Origin of the sequence: Leptolinea tardivitalis, assembly GCF_001050275.1 — a bacterium.
GTDB lineage: Bacteria > Chloroflexota > Anaerolineae > Anaerolineales > Anaerolineaceae > Leptolinea > Leptolinea tardivitalis.
This window is the reverse complement of record NZ_BBYA01000012.1, coordinates 142,190-165,391: the sequence shown is the minus strand read 5'-3', so window position 1 is coordinate 165,391 and position 23,202 is coordinate 142,190. Positions and strand designations below refer to the sequence as shown.

Annotated in this window: 14 protein-coding genes and 1 riboswitch; of the genes, 7 read left to right on the top strand and 7 right to left on the bottom strand. The window is 44.3% G+C overall.

All coding sequences use genetic code 11. The features are described 5' to 3' along the window. The first annotated feature begins 13 nt into the window (after positions 1-13). The 4 genes from LTAR_RS14940 to alaS all read left to right on the top strand — a co-directional run bounded on the left by LTAR_RS14940 (position 14) and on the right by alaS (position 11,461). Positions 14-337 carry a hypothetical protein gene (locus tag LTAR_RS14940; protein WP_062423079.1) on the top strand — a complete coding sequence of 108 codons (324 nt, stop codon included), beginning with the start codon at positions 14-16 and terminating at the stop codon, positions 335-337. A gap of 20 nt (positions 338-357) precedes the next feature. After that, positions 358-5,781 (top strand): tetratricopeptide repeat protein, encoded by a 5,424-nt coding sequence (locus LTAR_RS14935; RefSeq protein ID WP_062423078.1) that lies wholly within the window; start codon positions 358-360, stop codon positions 5,779-5,781. Then, entirely contained in the window at positions 5,778-8,618 is a 2,841-nt protein-coding gene (locus LTAR_RS14930; RefSeq protein WP_062423077.1) for a C25 family cysteine peptidase, read from the top strand. The genes LTAR_RS14935 and LTAR_RS14930 overlap by 4 nt, the downstream gene beginning before the upstream one ends. Positions 8,619-8,725: 107 nt before the next feature. Then, positions 8,726-11,461, top strand: coding sequence for an alanine--tRNA ligase (alaS, locus tag LTAR_RS14925; RefSeq protein ID WP_062423076.1), 2,736 nt, complete (start codon positions 8,726-8,728; stop codon positions 11,459-11,461). Positions 11,462-11,527: 66 nt separating this feature from the next. On the opposite strand, the gene LTAR_RS14920 is transcribed toward alaS, so the two are convergent. The 7 genes from LTAR_RS14920 to LTAR_RS14890 all read right to left on the bottom strand — a co-directional run bounded on the left by LTAR_RS14920 (position 11,528) and on the right by LTAR_RS14890 (position 19,436). After that, entirely contained in the window at positions 11,528-12,967 is a 1,440-nt protein-coding gene (locus tag LTAR_RS14920; RefSeq protein WP_062423075.1) for a leucyl aminopeptidase family protein, read from the bottom strand. Then, entirely contained in the window at positions 12,964-14,118 is a 1,155-nt protein-coding gene (locus LTAR_RS14915) for a metallophosphoesterase (RefSeq protein WP_062423074.1), read from the bottom strand. The genes LTAR_RS14920 and LTAR_RS14915 overlap by 4 nt, the downstream gene beginning before the upstream one ends. 6 nt (positions 14,119-14,124) lie before the next feature. Continuing rightward, positions 14,125-14,667, bottom strand: a complete 543-nt coding sequence (locus tag LTAR_RS14910) for a type 1 glutamine amidotransferase domain-containing protein (RefSeq protein WP_062423073.1) — start codon at positions 14,665-14,667, stop codon at positions 14,125-14,127. 54 nt (positions 14,668-14,721) lie between these two features. Further along, positions 14,722-16,188, bottom strand: coding sequence for an aminomethyl-transferring glycine dehydrogenase subunit GcvPB (gcvPB, locus tag LTAR_RS14905; protein WP_062423072.1), 1,467 nt, complete (start codon positions 16,186-16,188; stop codon positions 14,722-14,724). Continuing rightward, positions 16,181-17,530, bottom strand: coding sequence for an aminomethyl-transferring glycine dehydrogenase subunit GcvPA (gene gcvPA / locus LTAR_RS14900; protein WP_062423071.1), 1,350 nt, complete (start codon positions 17,528-17,530; stop codon positions 16,181-16,183). Before gcvPA ends, gcvPB begins: the two co-directional genes overlap by 8 nt. Then, positions 17,530-17,922 carry a glycine cleavage system protein GcvH gene (gene gcvH / locus LTAR_RS14895; protein WP_062423070.1) on the bottom strand — a complete coding sequence of 131 codons (393 nt, stop codon included), beginning with the start codon at positions 17,920-17,922 and terminating at the stop codon, positions 17,530-17,532. Before gcvH ends, gcvPA begins: the two co-directional genes overlap by 1 nt. 132 nt (positions 17,923-18,054) lie before the next feature. Further along, a riboswitch (glycine riboswitch) is annotated at positions 18,055-18,158 on the bottom strand. A 138-nt stretch (positions 18,159-18,296) separates the two neighbouring features. Then, the gene (locus tag LTAR_RS14890; protein WP_081419793.1) at positions 18,297-19,436 is read right to left on the bottom strand and encodes an integrase catalytic domain-containing protein; all 1,140 of its coding nucleotides are present in this window, start codon (positions 19,434-19,436) and stop codon (positions 18,297-18,299) included. Positions 19,437-19,545: 109 nt separating this feature from the next. Here LTAR_RS14890 and LTAR_RS14885 point away from each other — a divergent pair, with 109 nt between their 5' ends. From LTAR_RS14885 to LTAR_RS14875, 3 genes are all read left to right on the top strand, one after another. After that, the gene (locus tag LTAR_RS14885) at positions 19,546-21,789 is read left to right on the top strand and encodes an SGNH/GDSL hydrolase family protein (RefSeq protein ID WP_139044590.1); all 2,244 of its coding nucleotides are present in this window, start codon (positions 19,546-19,548) and stop codon (positions 21,787-21,789) included. A gap of 45 nt (positions 21,790-21,834) precedes the next feature. After that, complete coding sequence (locus LTAR_RS14880) at positions 21,835-22,080, top strand: acyl carrier protein (protein WP_062423068.1); 246 nt, start codon at positions 21,835-21,837, stop codon at positions 22,078-22,080. 182 nt (positions 22,081-22,262) lie between these two features. After that, positions 22,263-23,201 (top strand): lysylphosphatidylglycerol synthase transmembrane domain-containing protein, encoded by a 939-nt coding sequence (locus tag LTAR_RS14875; RefSeq protein ID WP_062423067.1) that lies wholly within the window; start codon positions 22,263-22,265, stop codon positions 23,199-23,201. Position 23,202 lies beyond the last annotated feature (1 nt).

Sequence of the window (23,202 nt, the reverse complement as noted above, 5' to 3'; positions counted from 1 at the left end):
CAGGAGGTTTTTTATGTCAATCTTCTCTGTCGCAGACATTTTTATGGGAATGGCGGTTTTTCTTTTCATAATTGGAATCTTCGCCATTGCATCTGGTATTTTTGTATTAGTTGCCAAAGTGGCTGGCGGAGATTTGCGAACAATTGCCCGGCAGACAACAGCACTGGCTCAGAAAGGTCTGACAGAGGAGATCAGTGGTCTGGTCGGTAATGCAACGGCTTTGATTGGTGCTGTGAACGATCTTGTGAAAACTACCTCTGGGATTGGCATTTTTCTCATTATTGTAGGGATAGTTGCCATCGGATGTGCCATGGGTATCTTGACCCTGGTTGATTAATTATTTCCGCGGAGAAAAATATGCAACCTGCTGATATGGTTTCCACAATCAACCGGTTATTTGGCGAAAAAGATGCTGCCGTGGTTACAGCCGCTCTCCGGCAGGATGAATTGGTTTGGAATGCAGTTCAGGAAGCCAGCCTGGCTGTTAAATTAAAAGCATCGGAAAAGCAAAATCTTTCTGATTGGACTCCGGCCTCCATTTTTTGCATATCTGAGGCTTTACCAAGACCAGAAGATCTGAAAAACCTGAGCGTTGGACTTGATGGAAATACTCGCCAAACATCTATCCAGACATACGAAATTGTGTGCCGGGCTGGGAAAAAACCTGCGACATTGCAACAGGCAGGGTATTGTGCCCTGGCTTTAAGAGAACGCCGGAAATTGATTAAAAGCTGGGATAATCTCTCAAATGAAATCATGCAAAATCCATCGCAATCAGATGTTGATTTACTTTCACAATGGCAGACAATTATAGCTATCCTCGCCGGTCTGATCCCTGATGAAGAATCGTTATACGACGAATTGTTGAATCTACGGGGAAAACTTGGAAGAGATCTGGTAAGTCATTCCATATTATCTACACCTTCAACGTTGAAAGAAAAAATAAACCTTTTGTCAAGTTTGATGATCAGTCTTGATCTTTCAAACCAGATTGATTGGCTGCAATCGTTTGCCCTTCGTGGTGATATAAAACTAAGTGAACAGCTTGCGCGATTGATTATTGCCAATACTACATCAGGTTTTTTGAATGGCTTCGCGGCAACAGAGCTTTCAGAACTTGACCTTCCTCAAGTTGCCGCCAAAGTAGTAAGGCTTCAACAGGCGGCGACGCTCTATCAACTTGCAGGCAAACATATTGAAGCCAACAGATATTTGAATTCTGCGGCGGACACTCTTTCATATTTGAATACGGGCATACGCCTGCAACAGGCTGGTATTGAGTCAGTAATTCCAGAAAAAAATACCAGTCCCATTCCAGAAGAAACGAATTTGGACGATATAAGTCATTCTTCCGGAATACAGGGTGAATTATTATTGGCTGCAGCAGCCGGGATGAATAAATCAGGGGCAAAAGGATTTCCGGGCAAGTTCGGACAATCTTTTCAAACATTACGTGAGGCTGCACGAATGGCAGCTGTAGGTGAAATTGATCATGCCAGAGAATTGGCTGCCCCAGCTATTCAAGCTTTTATGCAATTTATCAGTAATTCCAAAGCTGACTACAGCCCGAAATTTCTTGTCAACTGGCAGCCGGAAGAATTTATTGATCTATTAATTACATTGAATTATCTAAAAGAAGCTGGTATGGCAGCTGAATGGTTCCTTCGGTTTCAGCCTACAAATGCTCGTCTGTTGGGTCTGATAGGTGATTTATTCAAACGAAATGATAAACCGGAACAGGCGGCTAAATCTCTTGCTCTTGCTGTATCGCTGAATCCAAATGATGTGACAAATCGGCGGTTATTGGCTCGACTGCATGAAACCAACGGGCAATATGAAAATGCGATGGGGGAATGGCAGAAAGTTCTCGCGTTATCGGAAGAACCTCAAACCGATGATCAAATTCATCTGGCAAAAGCTGCATTTCAAGCCGGTAAATACGCTGAATCATTGGAAATGTGCAAGACTGTGGTAGATAAAGATCCGTTCAATGGAATCGCCTGTTGCTATTTAGGTCAATCAGCGGCGGAATTGGGCGACAAAGAAACTGCATTTGAAAATTTGCAGAAATCTGTTCTTTTGAATCCTGATTTTAACGAGGGTTGGCTGGCTTTATCACGGTTCCAAAAGGCTAACGGTGATTTACAAAAGGCGTATGAAACACTAAGATCGGCATCATTTTCATTGCCTGATTCTTCTGAAATAAACCTTGAATTAGCCCTGTTGAGTATGGAAACCGGCCGACCTTCAGAAGCACTTCCTCATCTGCGCCTGGCGGCAAGTTTACAACCGGAAAACCTTGAAGTTGCCACGATGTTGGTCAATGCGTTATTAACACTCGGACATAAAGATGAGGCACTCGAATTACTTGGAAATATTCGAAAACGCTGGCCGGAAGAAACTTATCTCGCGCGAATACACGGTATTCTACTTAATGAAACCGGGGATTATCAAAAATCCATCGATGCGCTGAAAGTCGTAGTACGAAAAGATGCTTCTGATGAAGAAGCCGCAGTTAATCTTTGCCTTGCTCAAATGGAATCAAAACTGGATTCCCTGGTTGTTGAAGGAAAATCTCGTCCAAACATAAATCTTGCTGAGACGGCACAGATCATTTCTTCTTTATTGACTAAAAAACCAGATTCTGTACGCGGACACCTAATCCTTGGTGCTCTGCAATATGCTATGGGGAACCTGGATGATGCCTTCAATGAGTTCAAGACAGCTGTAGATATTTCTTCTTCAAAACAAGATGAAAACAAATGGATTGCACAAGGCGGGCTTGGTCGTACAGCGCTCGCGTTGAACAGACCGGAAGTAGCTCTGGCAGTTCTGGATGAAGCTTCGATGTCAAATCCGAAGAATCTAACATTACAGCATCTACTTGTTCCCGCTTATATGAAAGCCAATCTGCCTCAAGAAGCCTTAATAACAGCACAACACGCAGTGGAAATGGCTCCGGATGATGTGGATAATCTGGTGTGGTATGCCCAGGTCATGCTGGAGACAGGGAACAAAGAAGACGCCATTAAGACAATCCGGAGAGCATCAGATGGCTTAAGCGGAAATGCACTGAGCATTATCAGTCTGGCATCGCTGGCAATGGAAGTCGGTGAACCACCTGTTGTTCGAAAAGCATTACTTGAATTAAATTCGCTCCCGAATGTAAGTTCAATGGATTTATCACAAGCGGCGAATATCCAGATAAACCTCGGTGATTATTCTGCTGCTAGTGAAAATCTTATCCGTGCGATTCAACAATCTGATGTGATAAATCCCAAATGGCTATTTGAATTAGCCTGCCTGCAAAAGGCAATGGGTGATTCTGTTTCTGCTCAGGAATCCATCAAAAAAGCGATTAATTCAGACCCACTTTCTGTAGAAAATTGGCTTTTGCAGGCAGATCTGTTTGAAGAACAGGGACGTCATCAATCATCTTTAGAAAGCCTTGAAAAAGCCATCGCGTTGTCAAATGAAAACGGCCTAAATGGCACAGATGAAACGAATACTGTTAATCAAATCTACAAAAAATACCGTGGAATTTCTGTGGCAGACATCCATGCCCGATTCTCGCATCTTATGTATCAAATTGGGAATTTAACTGGTGCACTTGTTCATGCTGAACAGGCATTAGAAATCGATCCTCAAAATCTTGATTTCCGTTTGCAGGCGGCACGATTGGCGGAAGCTTTGTTATTGTCTGATCGGGCAGAGACTCTGTCCGAAATTCCTGGCGAGCAACAACAGCTTCTTGATGCGGAGGAAGTTGATACTCAGGATCAAGAAAATGCGGCTGAACTTCTATCAATAAAGGCTGGAAAGCTGATATCGGAAAAAAAGATCGAAGAGGCCGAAGCAATATACCAACAAATAAAAAGATTATCTCCATTAGGATTTGTAAGTGAAAACCTTGAAATCCAACTGTCTGCTGCTCATGGATCACAAAGTGACATGGCAGACAAGATTGATAGTCATGTAGTCCAGCATCTATTGAATAATAAAAAAAGCAAACCAAACTTATCTTTAAGTGGCATATCAATTATGGCTTTAGAGGCTGCTCTTTCTGTAGAGAGATGGGATCTGGCACTCAAGCTTGCTTCACAGATAGTAGCCAGTCATCCATTAGAACCGGCTTCCCATCTGGCTTATGCCAGAACTTTAGTGCGTTGTGGTGAAGAACTTCTACTACGGAAAGAACTTGGATTACAAAAACATCTTCCATCTAGCGATGTTCTGGAAACAGTATCTCAGGAGAAATTCGAAACAGAAATTTCTGCAGCCGCCAAACAATCTACGGCTTCTGATATCAGTCGGTGGCAAAAGCGTGGATTGTTGCTCTATGGTGGAAAAGCTGGCCTGGAAAAGGTAAACATGGCAGATCTGAAAGATAGTGATGACCATGCTGCCTACCTGCAGGCTTTACGCTACGCAGGCCGCGGTGAGGATGCAATTGCTTTCGGAGAAAAGGTATCAGAAACACCGAATATCATGCTGCAAATGGCTTTGGCTTATGCCAATATAAATCCTCGGCTCGGATTGGACATTTGTCAGCATATGATTGAAACCACCCAACCTTCGCCAATTTATTATGTAGTATCGGCAAGACTGGCCGAGCTTAGTGCAGAATTGGGTTTGGCAGTAGATTATCTAAATGAAGCTATGCAATTTTATGGAGACGAACCTGCCTGGAGAGCCTGGTTGTCTAATTTATTAGCAGCCCAAAAAGATTATGACAATGCTGCCTACCAAATGGAAGAAGCGCTTACTCTTGCTCCCGAATCATCTAAAAATTGGGAAGCATTAGGAAAACTTTACATTCACACAAAACAGAACCATCAAGCTATACATGCTTTCTCTAAAGCTGTTGAGTTAGATCCGTTAAATCCCGATTCATTACTCTCTCTGGCGTCTTCTTACCGGGCAGCCGGAGAAATTCAGGATGCGCTTGATTGCATTGAAAAAGCTATTGAATTAAATGTGAAGCCAGAAAAAGCACTGTTACTTCGTGGTGAAATTTCTCGTGATCTTGGAAACTTGAATGATTCCATAGATTACTCAAAACGTGCTCTGAAGGCTAATCCTCAGAGTCTTGATGCTTATCTGTTCCTTGCGCAGACACAAAGAATTGCCGGGAAAGCCAATGAGGCGATCGCAACAATTGAACAGGCGATCTCATCCATCGGCGCCAATGTTGATTTACTCGTAGAAAAGGCCAAGATTGTACATTCCTTCAGAGGTGCACGAGAGGTATTGCCCCTTTTACAAGGGTTGGCTTCTCAATATCCACGCAATGGTGAAATTTTAGGAATGTTGGCTAAAGTCCAGGCAGAATTGGGTGACCTGCAAAATGCCGAACATACGGCCCTCGAAAGCTTAAAAATTCTGCCACACCAACCTGACCTTAATCTCTTTGTCGGAAAAATATTACGCAAATCTGGTCAATTGGATAAGGCAGCCCATCATTTCAGTCAGGCTGTGGAACAATCTCATATGGATATCGAAGCCGTAATTGAATTGGCTCAAACCCATCAAGACCAGCGTGAATATGAAAAAGCCCTCGAAGCATTCCAGATGGCCATACAAGTCTCTCCTCGTGATATTCGTGCCTATACAGGGGCAGCGGCAATCTATAGGGAAGTAAAAGATTACACAAGAGCAGAAGATATGCTGCGTAGAGCTGTAGAAATTGATCCTTCAAACCTCGCAATCCGCCGTCAGTTAGGTGCTGTAGTGGCACTAAATTTGGTTCATACCTCTCAGGAGGCTAAGACTATCGCATGAATCCCAAATCGGAATTGTCATCAGCAACAAAAACTCTATCAAGAGAACAATTTTGCCAATTACTGGATAAAGCAATAAAGATACCGCAGCCGCGTTTTGTCCGGCAGGCAGCTGCGGCCTGGTTGGGGTTATATCCAGGAGATTTGCAGATCCAAGGATACATGGCTGCTGCACAGGTTTATGAAGGAAAGAAGGATCAGGCAGCAGAGATCATTCAAAAAGTGATCAAGATAGATCCCGAGTATCGTGAGGGATATGAAATTCTTTTAAAGTGTCTTCCAGAAGGTTCTCCAGAAAGAGAACCTTTGCTCACAAATATCTACCTTCTTGGTGGAAAGATTCCTTTGGCAGCTCAGCAACCAGAATGGGTTCAAAACTTACGTGCAGCTAGACTTTCATTCATTAATCAACAGGTTAGCACGGCTGAAAAATACCTTCAAAAAGTGCTGGGAATAGCCAGTGATAATGTTCTATGCGCCATTCTTCACCTTGAAATAACCAGAGCTACGTCAGATACACAGGCTGTTCACAATCTCTCCAGTCTTTATTCACAGCGTTGGCCTGATTGTGTTTTATTTTCTTTATATCTGGCGGAAGCACAGATGGAACTGGGAAGTGAAGTATTAGCAGTCAATCTATTGCACGATTGCGCTGCTAAAGATGCCGGTGGCATGGTACCGACTCGTATCTGGGGGAAACAGTCACCGTATAAATCTCTTTGGCCAGAGATTTCTGATTTTGAATTCAATCTTCCAATACCTTCCTCTGTTGCTGCGGCTATGGGATGGAATCAACTTGGTACAGGGGAAACGACTCAGGCACCGCGGCCCGTCGCAGATATAAGACGGCCTGCCAGGCCAGTTCCTCCTCCAACAGAATATCCAGCCAATAATGTCAATGCACAAAAACAAGCTGGTCCATCAATAAAACCTCAAAGCAAACCAACACCACAAAAACTGCATTCTCAACTATATGAAAATGCATTGAAAAATGGTATTCCTGCGGTAGAAAAACCGGAAAAGAAACCAGAAGATCAAATTTTTAAACCGGTAAAAATAAACCTTAATACCTCGGTTGTGCTGGATGCTGCCCAGAAGGCAGTCTCGACTGTATCTTCATTAATCAAAAGAGAAAAAACTTCAGAATCTGTTGAAGACGTTCCCATTTCAAAAGTCAAGGAAGAGCTGGCCCAGGTTGCCATAAACCTGGATCAAGCCAGAAAGTATTCATCCGATGATCGTTTTCCAGTAATGGTGATTTTATCCATACGTGCAGGATTGGAAAAACAATTCGGAAAACAGACGATGGCAGTCATTGATACGGAGTTAAAGAGTCTTTCAGTTTCCATAGGACGATTACCTGAATGGAGTGCCCGTGTATTTTATGTAGATGATGCTGAAAGTACTGGTAAAGCCGGGTTGGCTCCAATAGGATCTGCCGATCCATGGAAAATCAAACTTTTTCTAACCGACCTTGATAAAGTATTTGCCAAAAAAGGCGAAATGATCGGATCATTGCTCATTGTAGGTGGACCTGAAGTGGTTCCATTCCATAGACTTCCAAATCCGACAGACGATCTGGATGATGAAGTCCTATCTGATAGTCCATATTCCACACGAGATTCTAATTATTTTGTTCCTGAATGGCCGGTATCACGTATACCTGGAGGAAAAGGTCCCGATGCTGGATTGTTGCTGGAGCAGATTCGTCGGATTGCCCAGTCAATTGTCAATCGAAAAACAAAATGGAACCTGAATATGTGGCTTCCACAAATCCCATTTCTCAATGGTTTCCGCAGCCTGTTAGGACAATATCAGGTATTTGGCAATGGACGCATGTTTGGATATACGGCTGAAATTTGGAAACGATCATCGCAAGAAGTTTTTGTGCAAATAAATAAATCTACATCCATTCTTTCATCCCCTCCATTAGATGCTGATACCGTTCCGGCTATGCAGGCTGTTATGGCACCTGTAAGTTATTTCAATCTGCATGGACTTGTTGATTCAGGAGAATGGTATGGACAGCGTGATATGGCCATTACCACAACAGGGCCTGATTATCCTGTTGCGCTAAAACCTGAAGATCTGGCTCGGTCTACCCAGGAAAATGGGATTGTTTACAGTGAGGCCTGTTACGGCGGTCATATTTCTGGAAAAGGGGAGGAAAATTCCATAGCATTAAAATTCCTGGCTACCGGGTCCGCCTGTGTGATTGCCTCCACGTGCACATCGTATGGATCAGTTACCACCCCATTAATTGGCGCAGATCTTCTGGGTTATTATTTCTTGAAACACCTTGATGCTGGAATGGCTGCCGCTGAAGCTCTCTATCAAGCACGCCTTGATTTTATTCAGGAGATGCAAAGACGTCAGGGTTACCTGGATGGGGAAGATCAAAAAACCCTGATTTCATTTGTAATGTACGGAAATCCATTTGCCATTGTACGCAACGTTTCCAGTAGAATAAAAACAATCCATCGTTCAATACTCACTTCAGAAGTTTGCCCTGTTTGTACGAAAGATTTTGAAGATGAATTACCAAAACGTATGGGTGATGAGACAATGGCAAAGATAAAACAAGTTGTGGAGCCTTACCTTCCAGGTTTGAACAGCGCTCAAATGCACTACAGTCGTATTCATACCGAATGTAACGGGAAGAACCATTCCTGCCCGACCTCTGAAATTCATCTAAAAGGAAAACCTCAGGCACGTTCAGGAAAGATGGTTGTGTCTATCAGTAAAGCCATAAATAGTGATAATCGAATACATCCACATTTTGCCCGAGTCACTTTGGATGGAAAAGGAAAAATGGTAAAACTGGCAGTTTCTCGATAAATTTCGATAGAGATATCCGACGCCCCCGATTGATAATTGAAACCGGGGGCGTCATCGCGTATAATCACTGCACGGAAAAACCAATTTGAAAATAGAGGTAAATATACATGGCAAAAAAGATGACCGGCGCGGAAATTCGCCAATCTTTTATAGAATTTTTTGAAGAAAAAGGCCATACCTTTGTTCCCTCCGCGTCTCTTGTTCCCGGTGGAGACCAAACACTTCTTTTTACTAATGCCGGTATGGTGCAATTTAAAGATGTTTTTCTTGGAACTGACAAACGACCTTACACCCGGGCCACAAATTCACAAAAATGCATGCGCGTGGCTGGAAAACACAATGACCTGGATGATGTGGGTCGTGATGATTCCCATCATACATTTTTTGAAATGCTCGGTAACTGGTCATTTGGTGATTATTACAAAGCTGAAGCAATCAGTTGGGCCTGGGAACTTTTAACGGAAAAGTGGGGACTCGATAAATCTGTACTTTGGACAACGTACTTTAAAGATGAAAAAGGTGAAGTAGCCACCGATGAAGAAGCTGCGGAAAACTGGCGAAAACAGCCAGGGATCAACCCGAATCACATTCTGCCATTCGGACGAAAAGAAAATTTTTGGGAAATGGCTGAGACTGGTCCCTGCGGACCTTGTAGCGAAATTCACATTGATCTTGGACCAAAGTTTTGTGATAAGAAAGATGTTCCAGGTCATGTTTGTAGAGTTAACGGTGATTGTAAACGTTTCATGGAGTTATGGAATCTGGTTTTTATTCAATACAACCGGATAAATGCCAGACAACTTGATTCTCTTCCGGCAAAACATGTAGATACTGGAATGGGATTCGAAAGAATTGTCTCTGTGATTCAAGGTGTGGATTCCAACTATAAAACAGACCTGCTTTCTCCTATGATGGATGAAGTGTTACGGCTTTCAGGCGAAACAGAAGAACAACGTGCTGCCAATATGACGCCATACCGCGTTGTTGCAGATCATGCGAGAGCTGCCACATTCTTAATTTCTGATGGAGTGGTTCCAGGAAACACAGGCAGAAACTATGTATGCCGTATGATCATTCGCCGGGCAGCGCGATTCGGCAGTAAGATTGGTCTCAATGAACCATTTCTGGCAAAAGTCGCGGAAAAAGTTATTGATAATTACGAATCAGCCTACCCGGATCTGGCCAAGAATCGGCAAACAATACTGACTAATATCACAAGAGAAGAAGAGCGTTTTCAAAAAACCGTAGAATCCGGATTAAGTGTTCTGGAAGAGCAGATAACCAATCTTCAGGCGGCCGGTGGCAAAGACTTGGACGGTGCTTTTGCATTCGATCTCTATGCTACTCACGGTGTCCCATTGGAAATTACACGCGATATTGTTCGTGAACAGGGATTTGGTGTAGATGAAGATGGTTTTCGAAAGGCGATGGAAGAGCATAGACTGGCTTCAGGTGCCGGAAAAGCTTTTGGAAAAATGGGCGGCGAAGACGTGGACGTGTATCGCGAAATCCTGGAATCGTTGCAAGCCGACAAACAACTTGGCCCTCAGGGAGTTGCCTATGACCCATATTCAACATTTGATGTTGAAGGCAAGATATTGGCTATCATTCACAATGGAGAATCTGTCACGTCAGCTGTTGTAGGTGATGATGTTGAAGTTATCCTTCCTAGAACCTGTTTCTATGTTGAATCTGGTGGACAGGTTTCTGATACAGGAGTTATTCGGTCAACAAGCGATACCTCATGGGAAATTGAAATCACAGATACTCGAAAACCGGCTGCCGGAGTCATTGTTCATATTGGCAAGGTTAAGAGTGGAAAACCCCAGGTGGGGGATGCCATTGTAGCCGAAGTGGATATCGAACGCCGATGGGATATCATGCGCAACCATACGGCAACACATCTGTTGCATTCGAAATTACACAAGGTTCTGGGTGATCATGCCCGTCAGGCAGGTTCGTTAGTAGCACCTGACAGGTTGCGGTTTGACTTCACACATCCAGAAGCACTAACACCTACCCAATTGGAAACCATTGAACGGCTGGTTAATGATGAAATCCTGGAAAATTACCGGCTGAAAATTACCACAAAAACTCTGAATGAAGCGATATCTGAAGGGGCTACGGCTCTATTTGGCGAGAAATATGGTGAAATAGTTCGGACCATAGCCATTGGATATGATAAACCATTTTCATATGAGCTTTGTGGTGGTACACATGTGACAGAAACTGGAGACCTGGGTACCTTTCTGATTGTAAGTGAAGGAAGTGCGGCAGCTGGAATTCGTAGAATTGAAGCTGTTACTGGCCGAAAAGCCTACGATCTGATCCAGAAAAGATTTCGAGATATTAAGAATTCTGCTGCTATCCTTAATACAAATGTAGAAGAACTTCCAGCCCGTATCAAATCATTGATCGAGGAATTGGAAGAAAGCAAGAAGGAAATCGCCGGTATCCGGCAGGAAATGGTTGCTGGTGCTTTTTCCAGTCAGATTGATGCGGCCGAAAAAATCGGTTCCACTGCCGTATTAGCGGTTGAATTGCCATCGGCTGATGCCGATACACTTCGATCAATGACAGACCAGTTTAGACAAAAACATGGAAGCGGAGTGATTGTTGTTGGCAGTGTATTCGATGGCCGTCCGTTGATTATTGCATCAGTCACCGATGATCTTGTAAAAAAAGGTATTAATGCCGGAGAAATTGTCCGCACTATAAGCATAGAAATTGATGGAAGTGGTGGCGGTCGCCCTAATTTAGCACAGGCAGGTGGTAAAAATCCAGCAGGTATGAAAAAAGCGCTGGATATGGTAATGCCTTTAATCAAAGGTAAATTGGAATAGTAATAAACTCATAGAATAAGAAAAGAGGCTGTCAATCAGATTTTGATTGGCAGCCTCTTTCTTATATCAAGATAATTTTTCCAAAGCTTCAAACATCAACCGTACACCAAAACCGGTTGGTCCTTTCCCACACCAGGGTTTTTCTGAATCAACATCTCCCGTCGCAGCAATATCTACATGCGCCCAGGGGATATCATCAGAAACAGCCTGCTTGAGGAAAATACCTCCAATAATGGTTGAAGCCTCACGAGGTCCAGAGTTTTTCATATCCGCATCATCGCTTTTTAGAAGTTCAAAGTATTCTTCATCCATCGGTAGCCGCCAGAGTTTTTCTCCGGTAGTCTCACCGGCTTTGAACACTAAATCTGCCATGTTATCCGAATTGGACAATAATCCGGCACGAAAAGTACCCAGAGCAACTTTTACACCGCCAGTTAAAGTTGCGATATCAATGATAGCTTTGGGATGATATTCACGTTGGGTATATGTTAATGCATCAGCAAGAATAAGTCTTCCTTCAGCATCAGTCGATACAATTTCAACGGTAAGTCCGGATAGAAGTTTTAGAATATCATCAGGCCGGTATGCTTCAGCCGAAATCATATTTTCTGCTGCAGGAATCACGGCAACAACATTGGTTTTTAATTTCAAACGAGCGGCTGCTATTACAGTTGCCAAAACTGAAACGCCGCCGGCTTTGTCATATTTCATACCCTGAATAAAATCGCTTGGTTTAAGGCTGTAACCGCCTGTATCAAACGTAATGGCTTTGCCAACAAGCACAACTGGTGATGCATTGCCATTGCCTTTATATCCAATTGAAATCAGGCGGGGTTTGGTTTGACTGCCACGGCCAACTGCGGTCAGTCCACCAGCACCCATGGATACCAATTCATCAAATTGCACTACTTTATATTCAAGGCCGAATTGTTTTGCGATAATTTCACAACGTTCTGCAAGAGTTTGAGGATTGATATTATTGGCTGGTTCGTGTATCCAATCGCGAGCCATATCAACCGATTCACCTAAAATAGATGCTCGTAGTACTTCCTGTTCCAGGTGGAGTTCCTTCTTGCCATAAGCCAGAATGGATGTTTGAGTTCTTTTTGTTATATCGCGGGTTTTATATCGATTAAATTCAAAACCGCCAATAGCCAGACCTTCCAGAATTGCTCGTGTGGTAGATAAATCGGAGTCCACAGATGGTTGATCTGGATCAAAACTAACTTCTTCCACTGAATGGGAGTTGCACCAACGTGAGAAAGCTGCTGCTGCAAGACGAAACTTATTGATGTCAACTTTCTTTTTCTCTCCCAGTGATACGATGAATGTTGCCTTCTTCGTATCAGCAGGGATTACTGTAACCGCTCCCAATTTCTTACCGGTAGGGTAGGCAACTTTTAAATTATCACTAAACTCAAAAACCAATTCTGATAGATCATCTGTGGATTTTTCCACCGCTTTAAGTTTGATATTTGGAACAGGAAAGATTTCGTCAAATTTCATAGCATTGCCTCTTCGTTTTTTCCTAGGATTTCCCACATCACAATTTCTGGTGGGCAAAGAAAACGCACCCGCGGGGCTGATAGTCCTTCTAATCCAAGTCCGCGTGTGATATACAAGATTGTATTATTTAGTACATATTTGCCAGATTTGAAAACCAATCCATATAGTGATCCTGTGAAAATCGGACCAATAAAAGGCAGACAAACTTGTCCACCATGCGTATGACCGGCCAGATGTAGATCAATACCATCATTTTGGATTTGAGGAGCCAGGTCAGGTGAATGATGGATTAATATCTTATATCCATTCGGAAGTTCTCTCAAAATTTTCCTTAAACGAGGAGCATCTTCATGGGGTTTATGAGTACATTCCAATCCAATTATTTGAATAGAGGCACTTCCTTTTTGAAGAATGGCAGTCTCATCTACCAGTAATGTGACTGGCGTACCTTCCAATAATTCTGGAAAATTTTCGGGCAGATCCACAGCCGGACTACCCGTAACACCAAAAGTTCCTAATGGGACTTCCCATTCATTAAGGACCTTCTTCAGATCTGACCAGGCATTTCGATCTCGAATGGAAGAAAGGCACAGATAATCGCCAGAAAAGAAAATTGCGTCAGGAGATAATTCTCGAATGAGTTGATTTAATCGTTCTTCACGAACAGAAGATCGTTCTAGATGCAGATCACCAATATGTAAAATTCGAAATTTTTCTCCTGCCGGGATTTTTCCTGTCTCTACCGTTTGATGGCTGACTTTTATATGAAATGGCTCTATCCAGAATGCATAGACTTGTAAAATGCAACCCAAAATTTGAAGCGGAAACCAGATCATAATGGGTGTGAAAAACACAGGAAGCAAGCGGGAAAATGCCAATATCATCACTTGCGGTTTGATTGGCCCAAAAGACCTTCGATATCGAGGAAGTAAACTTATTGATATCCAATCAAAGATAAAAAAAGCTACCATGACCAGGCTTAGTAATTCATTACGCCAGAACCCAAGGAATGAAAGAACAATGAGAAGGAGGAAGAAGATTCCATCTGGGATCTTTTCAACATTCATGGCTTTATGAAGTGCAATATCAAAAAAGTTCCCGGTTAAACCGGGAAACCTCTCTCGATTTGAAAAATCTCTGGCTTCGATCACAAGTGTTCACTTTCCCTGGTTTTGTTTGAATTCATACAGTGCTGAAACGAGTTCGCGGCAAAAATCAGGAATATCCGCCACAACACGTCCCCATACAATATTCCGACAACGGAAGGCAGGAAGGTTTTTCCAAATGGCACCGGCATTTTCCATATCATCCTTGATTCCTTCGCTGCCAGTTGCTTGTAATCCGCTGATAATTCCGGCACTGATGCCAACAAGCCCGGCATGACAGATCATTCCAATGATTTTATCCTGATGATAAAAATCAGCCACAAAACGTTTCACCGATGCATATCGCCTGATTTTATCGGGCGCCCAACCACCGGGAATAACCAGACCGTCATATTCAGATGAATCTACGTCGTCAAAGCCGATATCTGCAGTGGCGGATAAGTTATTTTTACCACGGTAAGTTTCTCCACCAACAATTCCGGCAACAACTACATCAGCCCCGGCTTCTTGTAGACGCATGAGCGGAACCCAAAATTCCAGATCTTCAAATCCGGGACCAACAAGAAAAAGGATATGCAAACCGTCCAGTTCCATGATGTTCTCCTGATCAAAGAGTAAAGGGAGGCTTTTGAAAGCCTCCCTTTGATTTTACTCTGAATTTTCAGGCAACCAGCAGCATAAAACCAGATCTTTTGCTGCTTTAACCTCATCCAATCTTCGTACAGGGGTTTTATGTGGCGCTTCGTGCAGCAATTCTGGCGATTCATGCGCTTCTCGGGCGATATTCAACATTGCCTCAGCAAATGAATCGATAACCTGTTTATTTTCTGTCTCTGTCGGTTCTATCATGAGAGCTTCATGAACGATCAATGGAAAATAATTCGTTGGCGGGTGGAAATCATAATCCATCAGACGTTTGGCAATATCGAGTGCATGCACATCTGGAACGTCGTCAAACATACCTTCGAGAACAAACTCATGCATGCATACTCTGTCATAAGGTAATTTGTAAGCTCCACGGACTTTAGAAAGCAAATAATTGGCATTCAAGACTGCCAATTCAGCTACCTGCCGCAACCCTTCGGCACCATGCATGGAGATGTAGGTATAGGCTCGTACATGCATTCCAAAATGCCCATTAAATGATTTGACACGTCCGATGGAATTTTTGGGTTGGTAGTATCCAAAGAGTGGTGGCATTTCATCGTCACCTTCTTCGATAATGCTGATAATTGGACCCGGCAAAAATTCCTTCAATTTGTCGCTTACACCAACCGGACCTGAACCAGGGCCACCGCCGCCATGCGGGGTAGAAAAAGTTTTATGTAAGTTGAAATGCATCACATCAATACCCAGATCGCCTGGTCGAACAATGCCAAGCAGGGCATTTAAGTTGGCTCCGTCTCCATAGACCAATCCACCGGCTTTATGCACAATATCAATCACTTCAAGGATGTTTTCATCAAACAGGCCCAGTGTATTCGGATTGGTGATCATGATGCCGGCAACTGTTTCATCGCAGGCAGCCCGTAAAGCTGCCAGATCTACATTGCCCCGTGCATCTGTTGCAATGGGAGCTACTTCAAAACCGGTCATAGCTGAGCTTGCCGGATTGGTTCCGTGAGCTGAGTCAGGGATGAGCATTTTGGTGCGCTTGGTTTCACCCTTTGACTGATGATATGCTCGCATGATCATGACGCCGGTAAACTCACCGTGAGCACCTGCCGCCGGCTGAAGGGAGACTTCAGCAAAGCCGGCAATTTCTTTTAACATTTCTTGAAGGTTATACATTAATGCCAGACTGCCCTGAATAGATTCAACTGGCTGTAAAGGATGGCAGTAGGCAAACCCCGGAAGCCGTGCCATGGCTTCATTAACCCGAGGATTGTATTTCATGGTGCACGATCCAAGCGGATAAAAACCTTCATCGACACAGTAATTCAAATGGGAAAGGTGTGTGTAATGACGGATGACATCCACTTCAGCCAATTCAGGCAGTGGTAGGTCTTCGCGAAGGAATTCTGCCGGAAGGTCGGTGGTTGGAACGTCAACCGCAGGGAACTCTACACCTTTACGACCAGGAGATGACAGTTCAAAAATCGTCTTCTCAGTCATGTGACATCTCCTTCAGAACTTCAACAAAGATATCAATGTCATCTTTGGTATTCATTTCAGTTACAGCTATAAGACAACTTTTCTTTAATGAAGGAAATACAGTTCCGAGTTCGAAACCACCCAAAATTCCGTGCTCTAAAAGATGAGCATTCAATTCTGCTACCGGAACAGGGCAATCAACAATAAACTCATGGAAGAATGGAGTCTTCGTCCGAACCGAGAAACCAGGGACAGTAGAAATTTGTCCGGCTGCATAATGGGCTTTCTGGTAGCATAATTCCGCAACCTGACGCAAGCCCTGTTTACCCAGAAGAGAAAGATAAACAGAGGAAGCCAATGCCATCAAACCCTGGTTAGAACAAATATTTGACGTAGCTTTTTCACGACGAATGTGCTGTTCACGAGCAGTCAGGGTTAATACATACCCTCGTTTGCCATCCTGATCGACAGTCTCTCCGACAAGACGTCCGGAAATCTTGCGAACCAGTTCCTTTTTAGTGGCAAATAGTCCGAGATAGGGGCCTCCCAAAGATAGAGGAATACCGAGCGGTTGACCCTCTCCCACCACAATATCAGCGCCAAATTCTGACGGTGGTTTTAACAAACCAAGAGCAATTGGATTGATAGACACGGCGAAAAGTGCTCCATTTTGGTGGGCAACTTCTGCAACCTTCGCGTAGTCATATATCCGCCCGAAGAAATCAGGATATTGAACCACCACAAGAGCAGTTTGCATGTCAATCAGTTTAATCAATGAATCAGGAGATTCCAGAGGATCTTTTACAAGATCACCCGTGATTTCAATATCAGCAAACCCCTGTGTGTATGTGCGCACAGTCTCGCGATATTGGGGATTGAGAGAAGGGGAAAGGATCATTTTAGGGCGTTTGCCCCGATAATGAGCATGTGCTAGAATAACAGCTTCTGCTACGGCAGTTGCACCGTCATAATGAGATGCATTGCAGGCGTCCATCCCTGTTAGATTGGCGATAAGTGATTGATATTCAAAAATCGCCTGTAGAGTACCCTGAGAGATTTCCGGTTGGTAGGGAGTGTAGGCTGTGAAAAATTCACCGCGGCTGATAATGGAATCAACAGCCGCAGGGATAAAGTGATGGTATGCCCCGGCACCAAGGAAACACATCAAGTCCTTTACCGACCCGTTTCCATTGGAAAGGTCAGAGAGTTCATTCGTGATTTCCAGTTCGGATTTCTTCGGAGGTAAATCGAGAGAAGGGAACCGGTATTTCTTGGGAACTGCTTTGAACAGATCTTCAATTGATGAAACACCAACTGCCCGAAGCATTTCCTCGCGTTCGGCATTGGTATGAGGTGTGAACATCAATGACTCCGATCCTGAAGGAATTTTTCGTAGTCTGCCGATGACATGAGTCCATTGATCTCGGAAGGATCAGAGATCTCAACTTTAAGCATCCAGGCTTTGCCATAAGGGTCTGTATTTACCAACTCAGGTGTCTTTGACAGGTCTTCATTAACCTGAATAACTTTCCCTGAAACAGGCAGGTTAACATCAGCAGCTGCTTTTACAGACTCAATCGTAGCGCAGGTAGTACCTTTTTTTGCTGAGTCTCCTTCACCAAGTACTACTTCCACAAACACGACATCCGAAAGTTGTTCCTGGGCATAATCTGAAACACCAATTGTGGCAATCTTTCCATCCAGTTTGACCCATTCGTCAGAGGCAGTGTATTTGTAATCAGCAGGGACGTTCATGGTAATTCTCCTTTAAGTAGTTAGGTTTAAAACACAAACTCAGGTAAGCCAGTCAACTCTGTCTTAAACCTGAGAGATTCATTGATTAAATCTACAATTTGCCCCTTCGGTGGGAAAACCCTTTCCAGAGGAGATCGCAGCAGGGTCCTTTTTACCTGAGAGATTCGCAAACGTTTCTGAAGCGTTTGTTTGCCCCTTCGGTGCCGTTTTCAAACAGTCTCTTCCCCGTTGCATCCATTATTCAATTGTCATCCCCCTCTACCGATTTTTCATTACATTCATTATAACAAAGTTGATTATGTGAACCAGAATTGATTACGTAATGCCTCACGGGAAAATGTAACCAAAGGGTAATCGTTGCCTCATAATAGATGTTACCGAGATAAAGTACATAATTGGTGAACCTTCTGATCTATGGACTTACGAAGAGTAACTGGATTCAGCTGAACATACAAATTGGTGAGGTTGGCTTTGATCTGGAAGGGGATCAGATCAGAACCGAGAACTCGTTGGTAGGGAGTAGCCGCTTTGTCATAGAGTTTGATAATTCGACCATCAACATACTCCTTGGAGATAAGCTTAAGCACTGGTTGAAAGAAATTGAAATAGAGACTGAGATCAGAGTAAATACTCTGCAGAAGATTATATCCAGAGAGAGTATCAAAGCGGTCATAACCGACCAGATGACGTACCACAGACCAATTCTTCTGTTCGACATGAGCCTGATCATTCTTGCGATAAGGGCGAGAGCGTGTAAAAGTGATCTTTTCAAATTGGCAGTATTGGAACAACATCTCATTGATGAATTCGCTGCCATTATCTGAATCAAGCCCCAATAGATCAAACGGGAGGCGTTCTTGCATGGCCACAATAGCCTCCAGAACCGTCTGTCGGCTACGCGGGAAGACTGCCTGGCACTCGGTCCACCCCGTGCAAATATCCACGCAGGTCAATGTATTTACGAATTGACCTGCGGCTGTATCTCCACAGTGAGCTACAAGGTCAATTTCCATGAACCCCGGTCTTTCCTCATTCCAGGGGGTATAGGTACGTACCGGAATTGATTTTTTAAGGAGTGTACCTGGTTTTGTGGTGCTTAGCCCATGAGGACGCACGTCATATCTTGAACTCAAACACCGGTCTATGCTGGACCGGCTCATTTGCAGCAGTAACTTTTTTGTCTCTGGCGATATGTGGATTTCGTTATTCCGTTCAAGTACCTTTACGATTTCTGGCAAAAATGGCTTTAGACGCTTCGAACAAATCTGACCACATATTTCCCAGATATACTCCAGGGCCGTGACCACCTCGCCTTGATAGATTCTCCGTGGCCCCGGTTTCTTTTTGGCTCTTGGTTTTCCCGTCCTACCCAATACTCGTATCGCATACTTACGATGATATCCCGTGATGGCGACTAATTCATCCAGTATTCTTGCTTTTTCTGTTTTGTTCCCTTTTTGATAGCGGGGTCGGATGGTTTCTACTAATTCTCGCTTGCTTTGTTGACTCATCATAGCTCCCTCGGCAGCTCTCTATTCTCTGCCCAAGGTAACATCTATTGTGAGGCAACGTTTCTCCTAAAGTTACTTTTAATTTGAGGCAATGCGGTTGGCATCTTCTTTGATGATTACTGCCCTTTTCATTTATAATCGCTGCCATATGGCATGTTATTGGAAAAATTATCAACACAATACAATCACACTGGTTGCAGGCCTGACTATGTTACTGGCTGCCTGCAGTCCGGCAGCACCAACCGTATCTGCGCAGACAGAACCCACAGGTCAACCGACTTTCACTCAGGCGGTTGCCACCCAAACTCTGACGGCAGTGGAGATTACCTCCACCGGTCAGCCAGTTCCGACGATTGGTTCACAGACAACACCGACAATTGTTCCCCCGGCAGCCGATCGTCAACCTCCGGAAGACTGGCAGAACTGGCCAGTCATCCCGGTGGTCTCTGCCCGGTCACGCCAGATTTACGAAGCAGGGCTGGCAGCCGGCACGGATCCCACCCGATTCTCCAAAGTGGGGGACTGCCAGGCGATTAAGAATGTACTTCTGGGGATGTATGACAAACCTTCCGGGTATACCCTGCGGGAAAATGCCGATGCGTTGAATGAAACGATCCGGCAATTTGCCGGTTCTTTTGATCGTGATGGCGAAGCTGTGCAGGGCGGTTTCAATGCCGCCTCAGAGCTCACTCCCCTGATGTCTAACCCGGAAGTTTGTGAACCGGGTGAGACACCACTGGAATGCGAAATCCGCGTTCACAATCCGTCCATCCTGATCGTCAGCCTTGAAGTATGGTGGAACGGCCGTAGCCCGGATGTGTATGAAAAGAATATGCGGCAGATTATCGAATATGCCATTTCCAAAGGGATTCTGCCGATTCTCTCGACCAAAGCCGATAACGTGGAAGGTGACAACAGCATCAACCTGGTGACGGCAAAACTGGCCTATGAGTATGACATTCCATTGTGGAACTGGTGGAAAGCCGCACAGGCTTTACCCAACCATGGGCTGGATCCCAATCGGCCGGATGGTTTTCACATCAGCCAGGAGTTTGCCTGGCCGGAACGCAGTTTTACGGCCCTGCAAGCCCTGGATGCCGTTTGGCGGGGCGTACGTGGAGAAGCCACGGCGGCCGCCAAGCCCACTGAAACACCGGAGACACCAAAGGAGTTCAATCCACTCCAATCAACAGCTGCCTCCACGGAAATCACACCGGTTGAGACCACACCCGCTTGTTCAGACCAACCTGCCGGTGACGGTGTCTGCCCCATGCCATCGGAAAAATCCACACAATCTTCCACCGGAATTCTGACAATTAAACCGGTTGAGGCGCAAATTCTATCTGATCCATCCGGTTTTGTGCTGCTTTCAACCGCCCGCCGGGGAAGTAAAGGCATTACCCCTCTGGGTGTTTACCTGATAAATCCGGTCAACGGAACATCTTTTCAGATTCTGCCGGAAGGAGTTTCCCTTCAGGCGGTATCACCAGATGCCCGGCAAATCCTCTTTAGCCGGGGGCAAAACCTTTTTACAGCTTCACTGGATGGTTCAGACCAGCCTGTTTTGATATCCAACCGTTTCTCTGATCGCGGAGGAACATCGGCTGCCTGGATGGCGGATGGAAAATCCGTCACCTTCCTGGCGGAACAGGACGGCGATCGTCTGCTTGTGCTGTATGCTATGGATGGCAGCGCCGCCTGGAAGCGGCTCTCGCCAATCGGGGTCACCCCGGTGGCGATCTACCCCTTCCGTGAAACCGGCCGGATATACTGGTCAGCTGGAACCTGCCCGGCATCTGGTTCGTGTACCTCCACAAATGTAATGGTTTCAGGTCTGGATGGATCAAGCGCGGAATACCTGCCGAAAGCGGTCAAAGCCGGCTTCTCTTCGGATGGCCGTTGGATGGCGTATGAAGACCAGGCTGGCAGTGAAAAGAGTCAGCTTACTCTGGCCACAGTGGATCTGTCTGCAAAGCGGCCTCAGGAAAACATCGGTGACCAGATACTGGATTTTTCCTGGTCGCCGGATGGCACCAGGCTTTCGCTGCTCTCCCTGCAGCGCAGCGACTATTCCGGCCAGTGGCTGGACATCCGTAATTTGGTTATTTCCACACAGGATATGGGAACCAAGATTCTTCCCACTACATCAGGCATGAATCCTCGTGCCATCTGGTCGGCGGATGGACGCAGCTTGCTGCTGACCGGCACGCAGCAATCTGACACCGGTTTTTCCATTCACCTGAATGTGATGGATACGACCTCAGGAACTGTGCGCGACCTGACGCCAGCCGCCGCCCTGGCGGATAAAGAATTTATCTACACCACCCGTATTGACTGGGTGAAACCCGCTCCATAAAATCAAACCACCTCTGCGCAGGCAGAGAACAGCAGGAGAAAAACCATGAGTGATTCCATCGCCGATGTCTTATCAACCAAAATTGCCGAACGCATTCTCAAACAACCCAATCGGGTGATCAAACCGGAAGAACCGCTGATCAGCAGCGGATTGATTGACTCCTTCAGCCTGGTCGATCTGGCGCTGATTGTGGAAGATGAATTTGGTGTGCGCATTGATGACTCTGAATTGAATGCCGACACGTTTGATACCCTGGATGCGCTGGTCAAATTGATCGAATCACGGAAATAATTGACCAGATTTCTTTTTATTTACGTAGATCTTTGTTGAAACTCATGTAGACCATGGGAATATTTTCAATAAATTGGTCATAAAATTGGTCTTGGTATAATCAGACGGAAATAAACATGTATCTTTCGTTAATTTCTCGAATTTTGCTGTCCAATAGACCCTGAACAGGCACACTCTATAAAATGAATTTTTTTGATAAACCTATTGTAAAAAAGACCATATTCTTTCTACGTCTTACTGTTCCTATTGTATTGGTAGGTGTGTTATTTGCTCAAATAGATTATCAGACTTTCTTTGGCCATCTGAGAACTTACCCTATCGGATCTCTTCTTCTGGCTGTTCTTTTAATATTTTTCGCCAACATTATTTTTGGATTTCGCTGGTGGTATATTCTCAAGAGCGTCAATATAAATTTGACTCTTTATCAGGTATTTCGCCTCACCTTCTTTAGTCTTTTCCTTTCGAATTTCCTTCCTTCTTCTGTAGGGGGAGATTTGGTTAAATTAGTTGGAATTATCGATCTTGTTGATAAAGAAAAGAATGACATAAAAATCAGTTCAGTGATCGTCGATCGGCTTTTCAGTATGCTTTCAAAAGTATTGCTCTTGCCTTTTGCTTTATCTTTCTTGGGAACATTAAAAATTCAGGTGGAAGGTATTGCAACCCAACTATTCTTCCCCTTTACGCTAATTCCACAAGGAATCCGAGACAAAATCAGTAGTTATCTTAATGCCATTAAACCATGGTATTCGTGGCGTATATTTATCAATATTCTATTAATCTCGTGGTTATCACTGACATTCACAACTGCCGGCTATTGGGTTATAGCTCAACCACTTAATCCATCAGTCTCCCCGATAAATATTCTATATATTGCGATTATTACATATTTTGCCATCATTCTCCCCATATCCATAAATGGAATCGGTGTTCAGGAGATGAGTTATGTGTATTTGCTAGGTCTATTACAGTTTACACAGGAACAGGCATGGACTGTTGCTTTAATTATCCGGCTGACTACGATCATCATCAGCTTGATGGGCGGGTTGTGGATGGTGTTTGATGGTAGAGAGCTTTTTTCCTCACTCATGAGAAATAAGCTTTCGATAAAACGAGAATGAT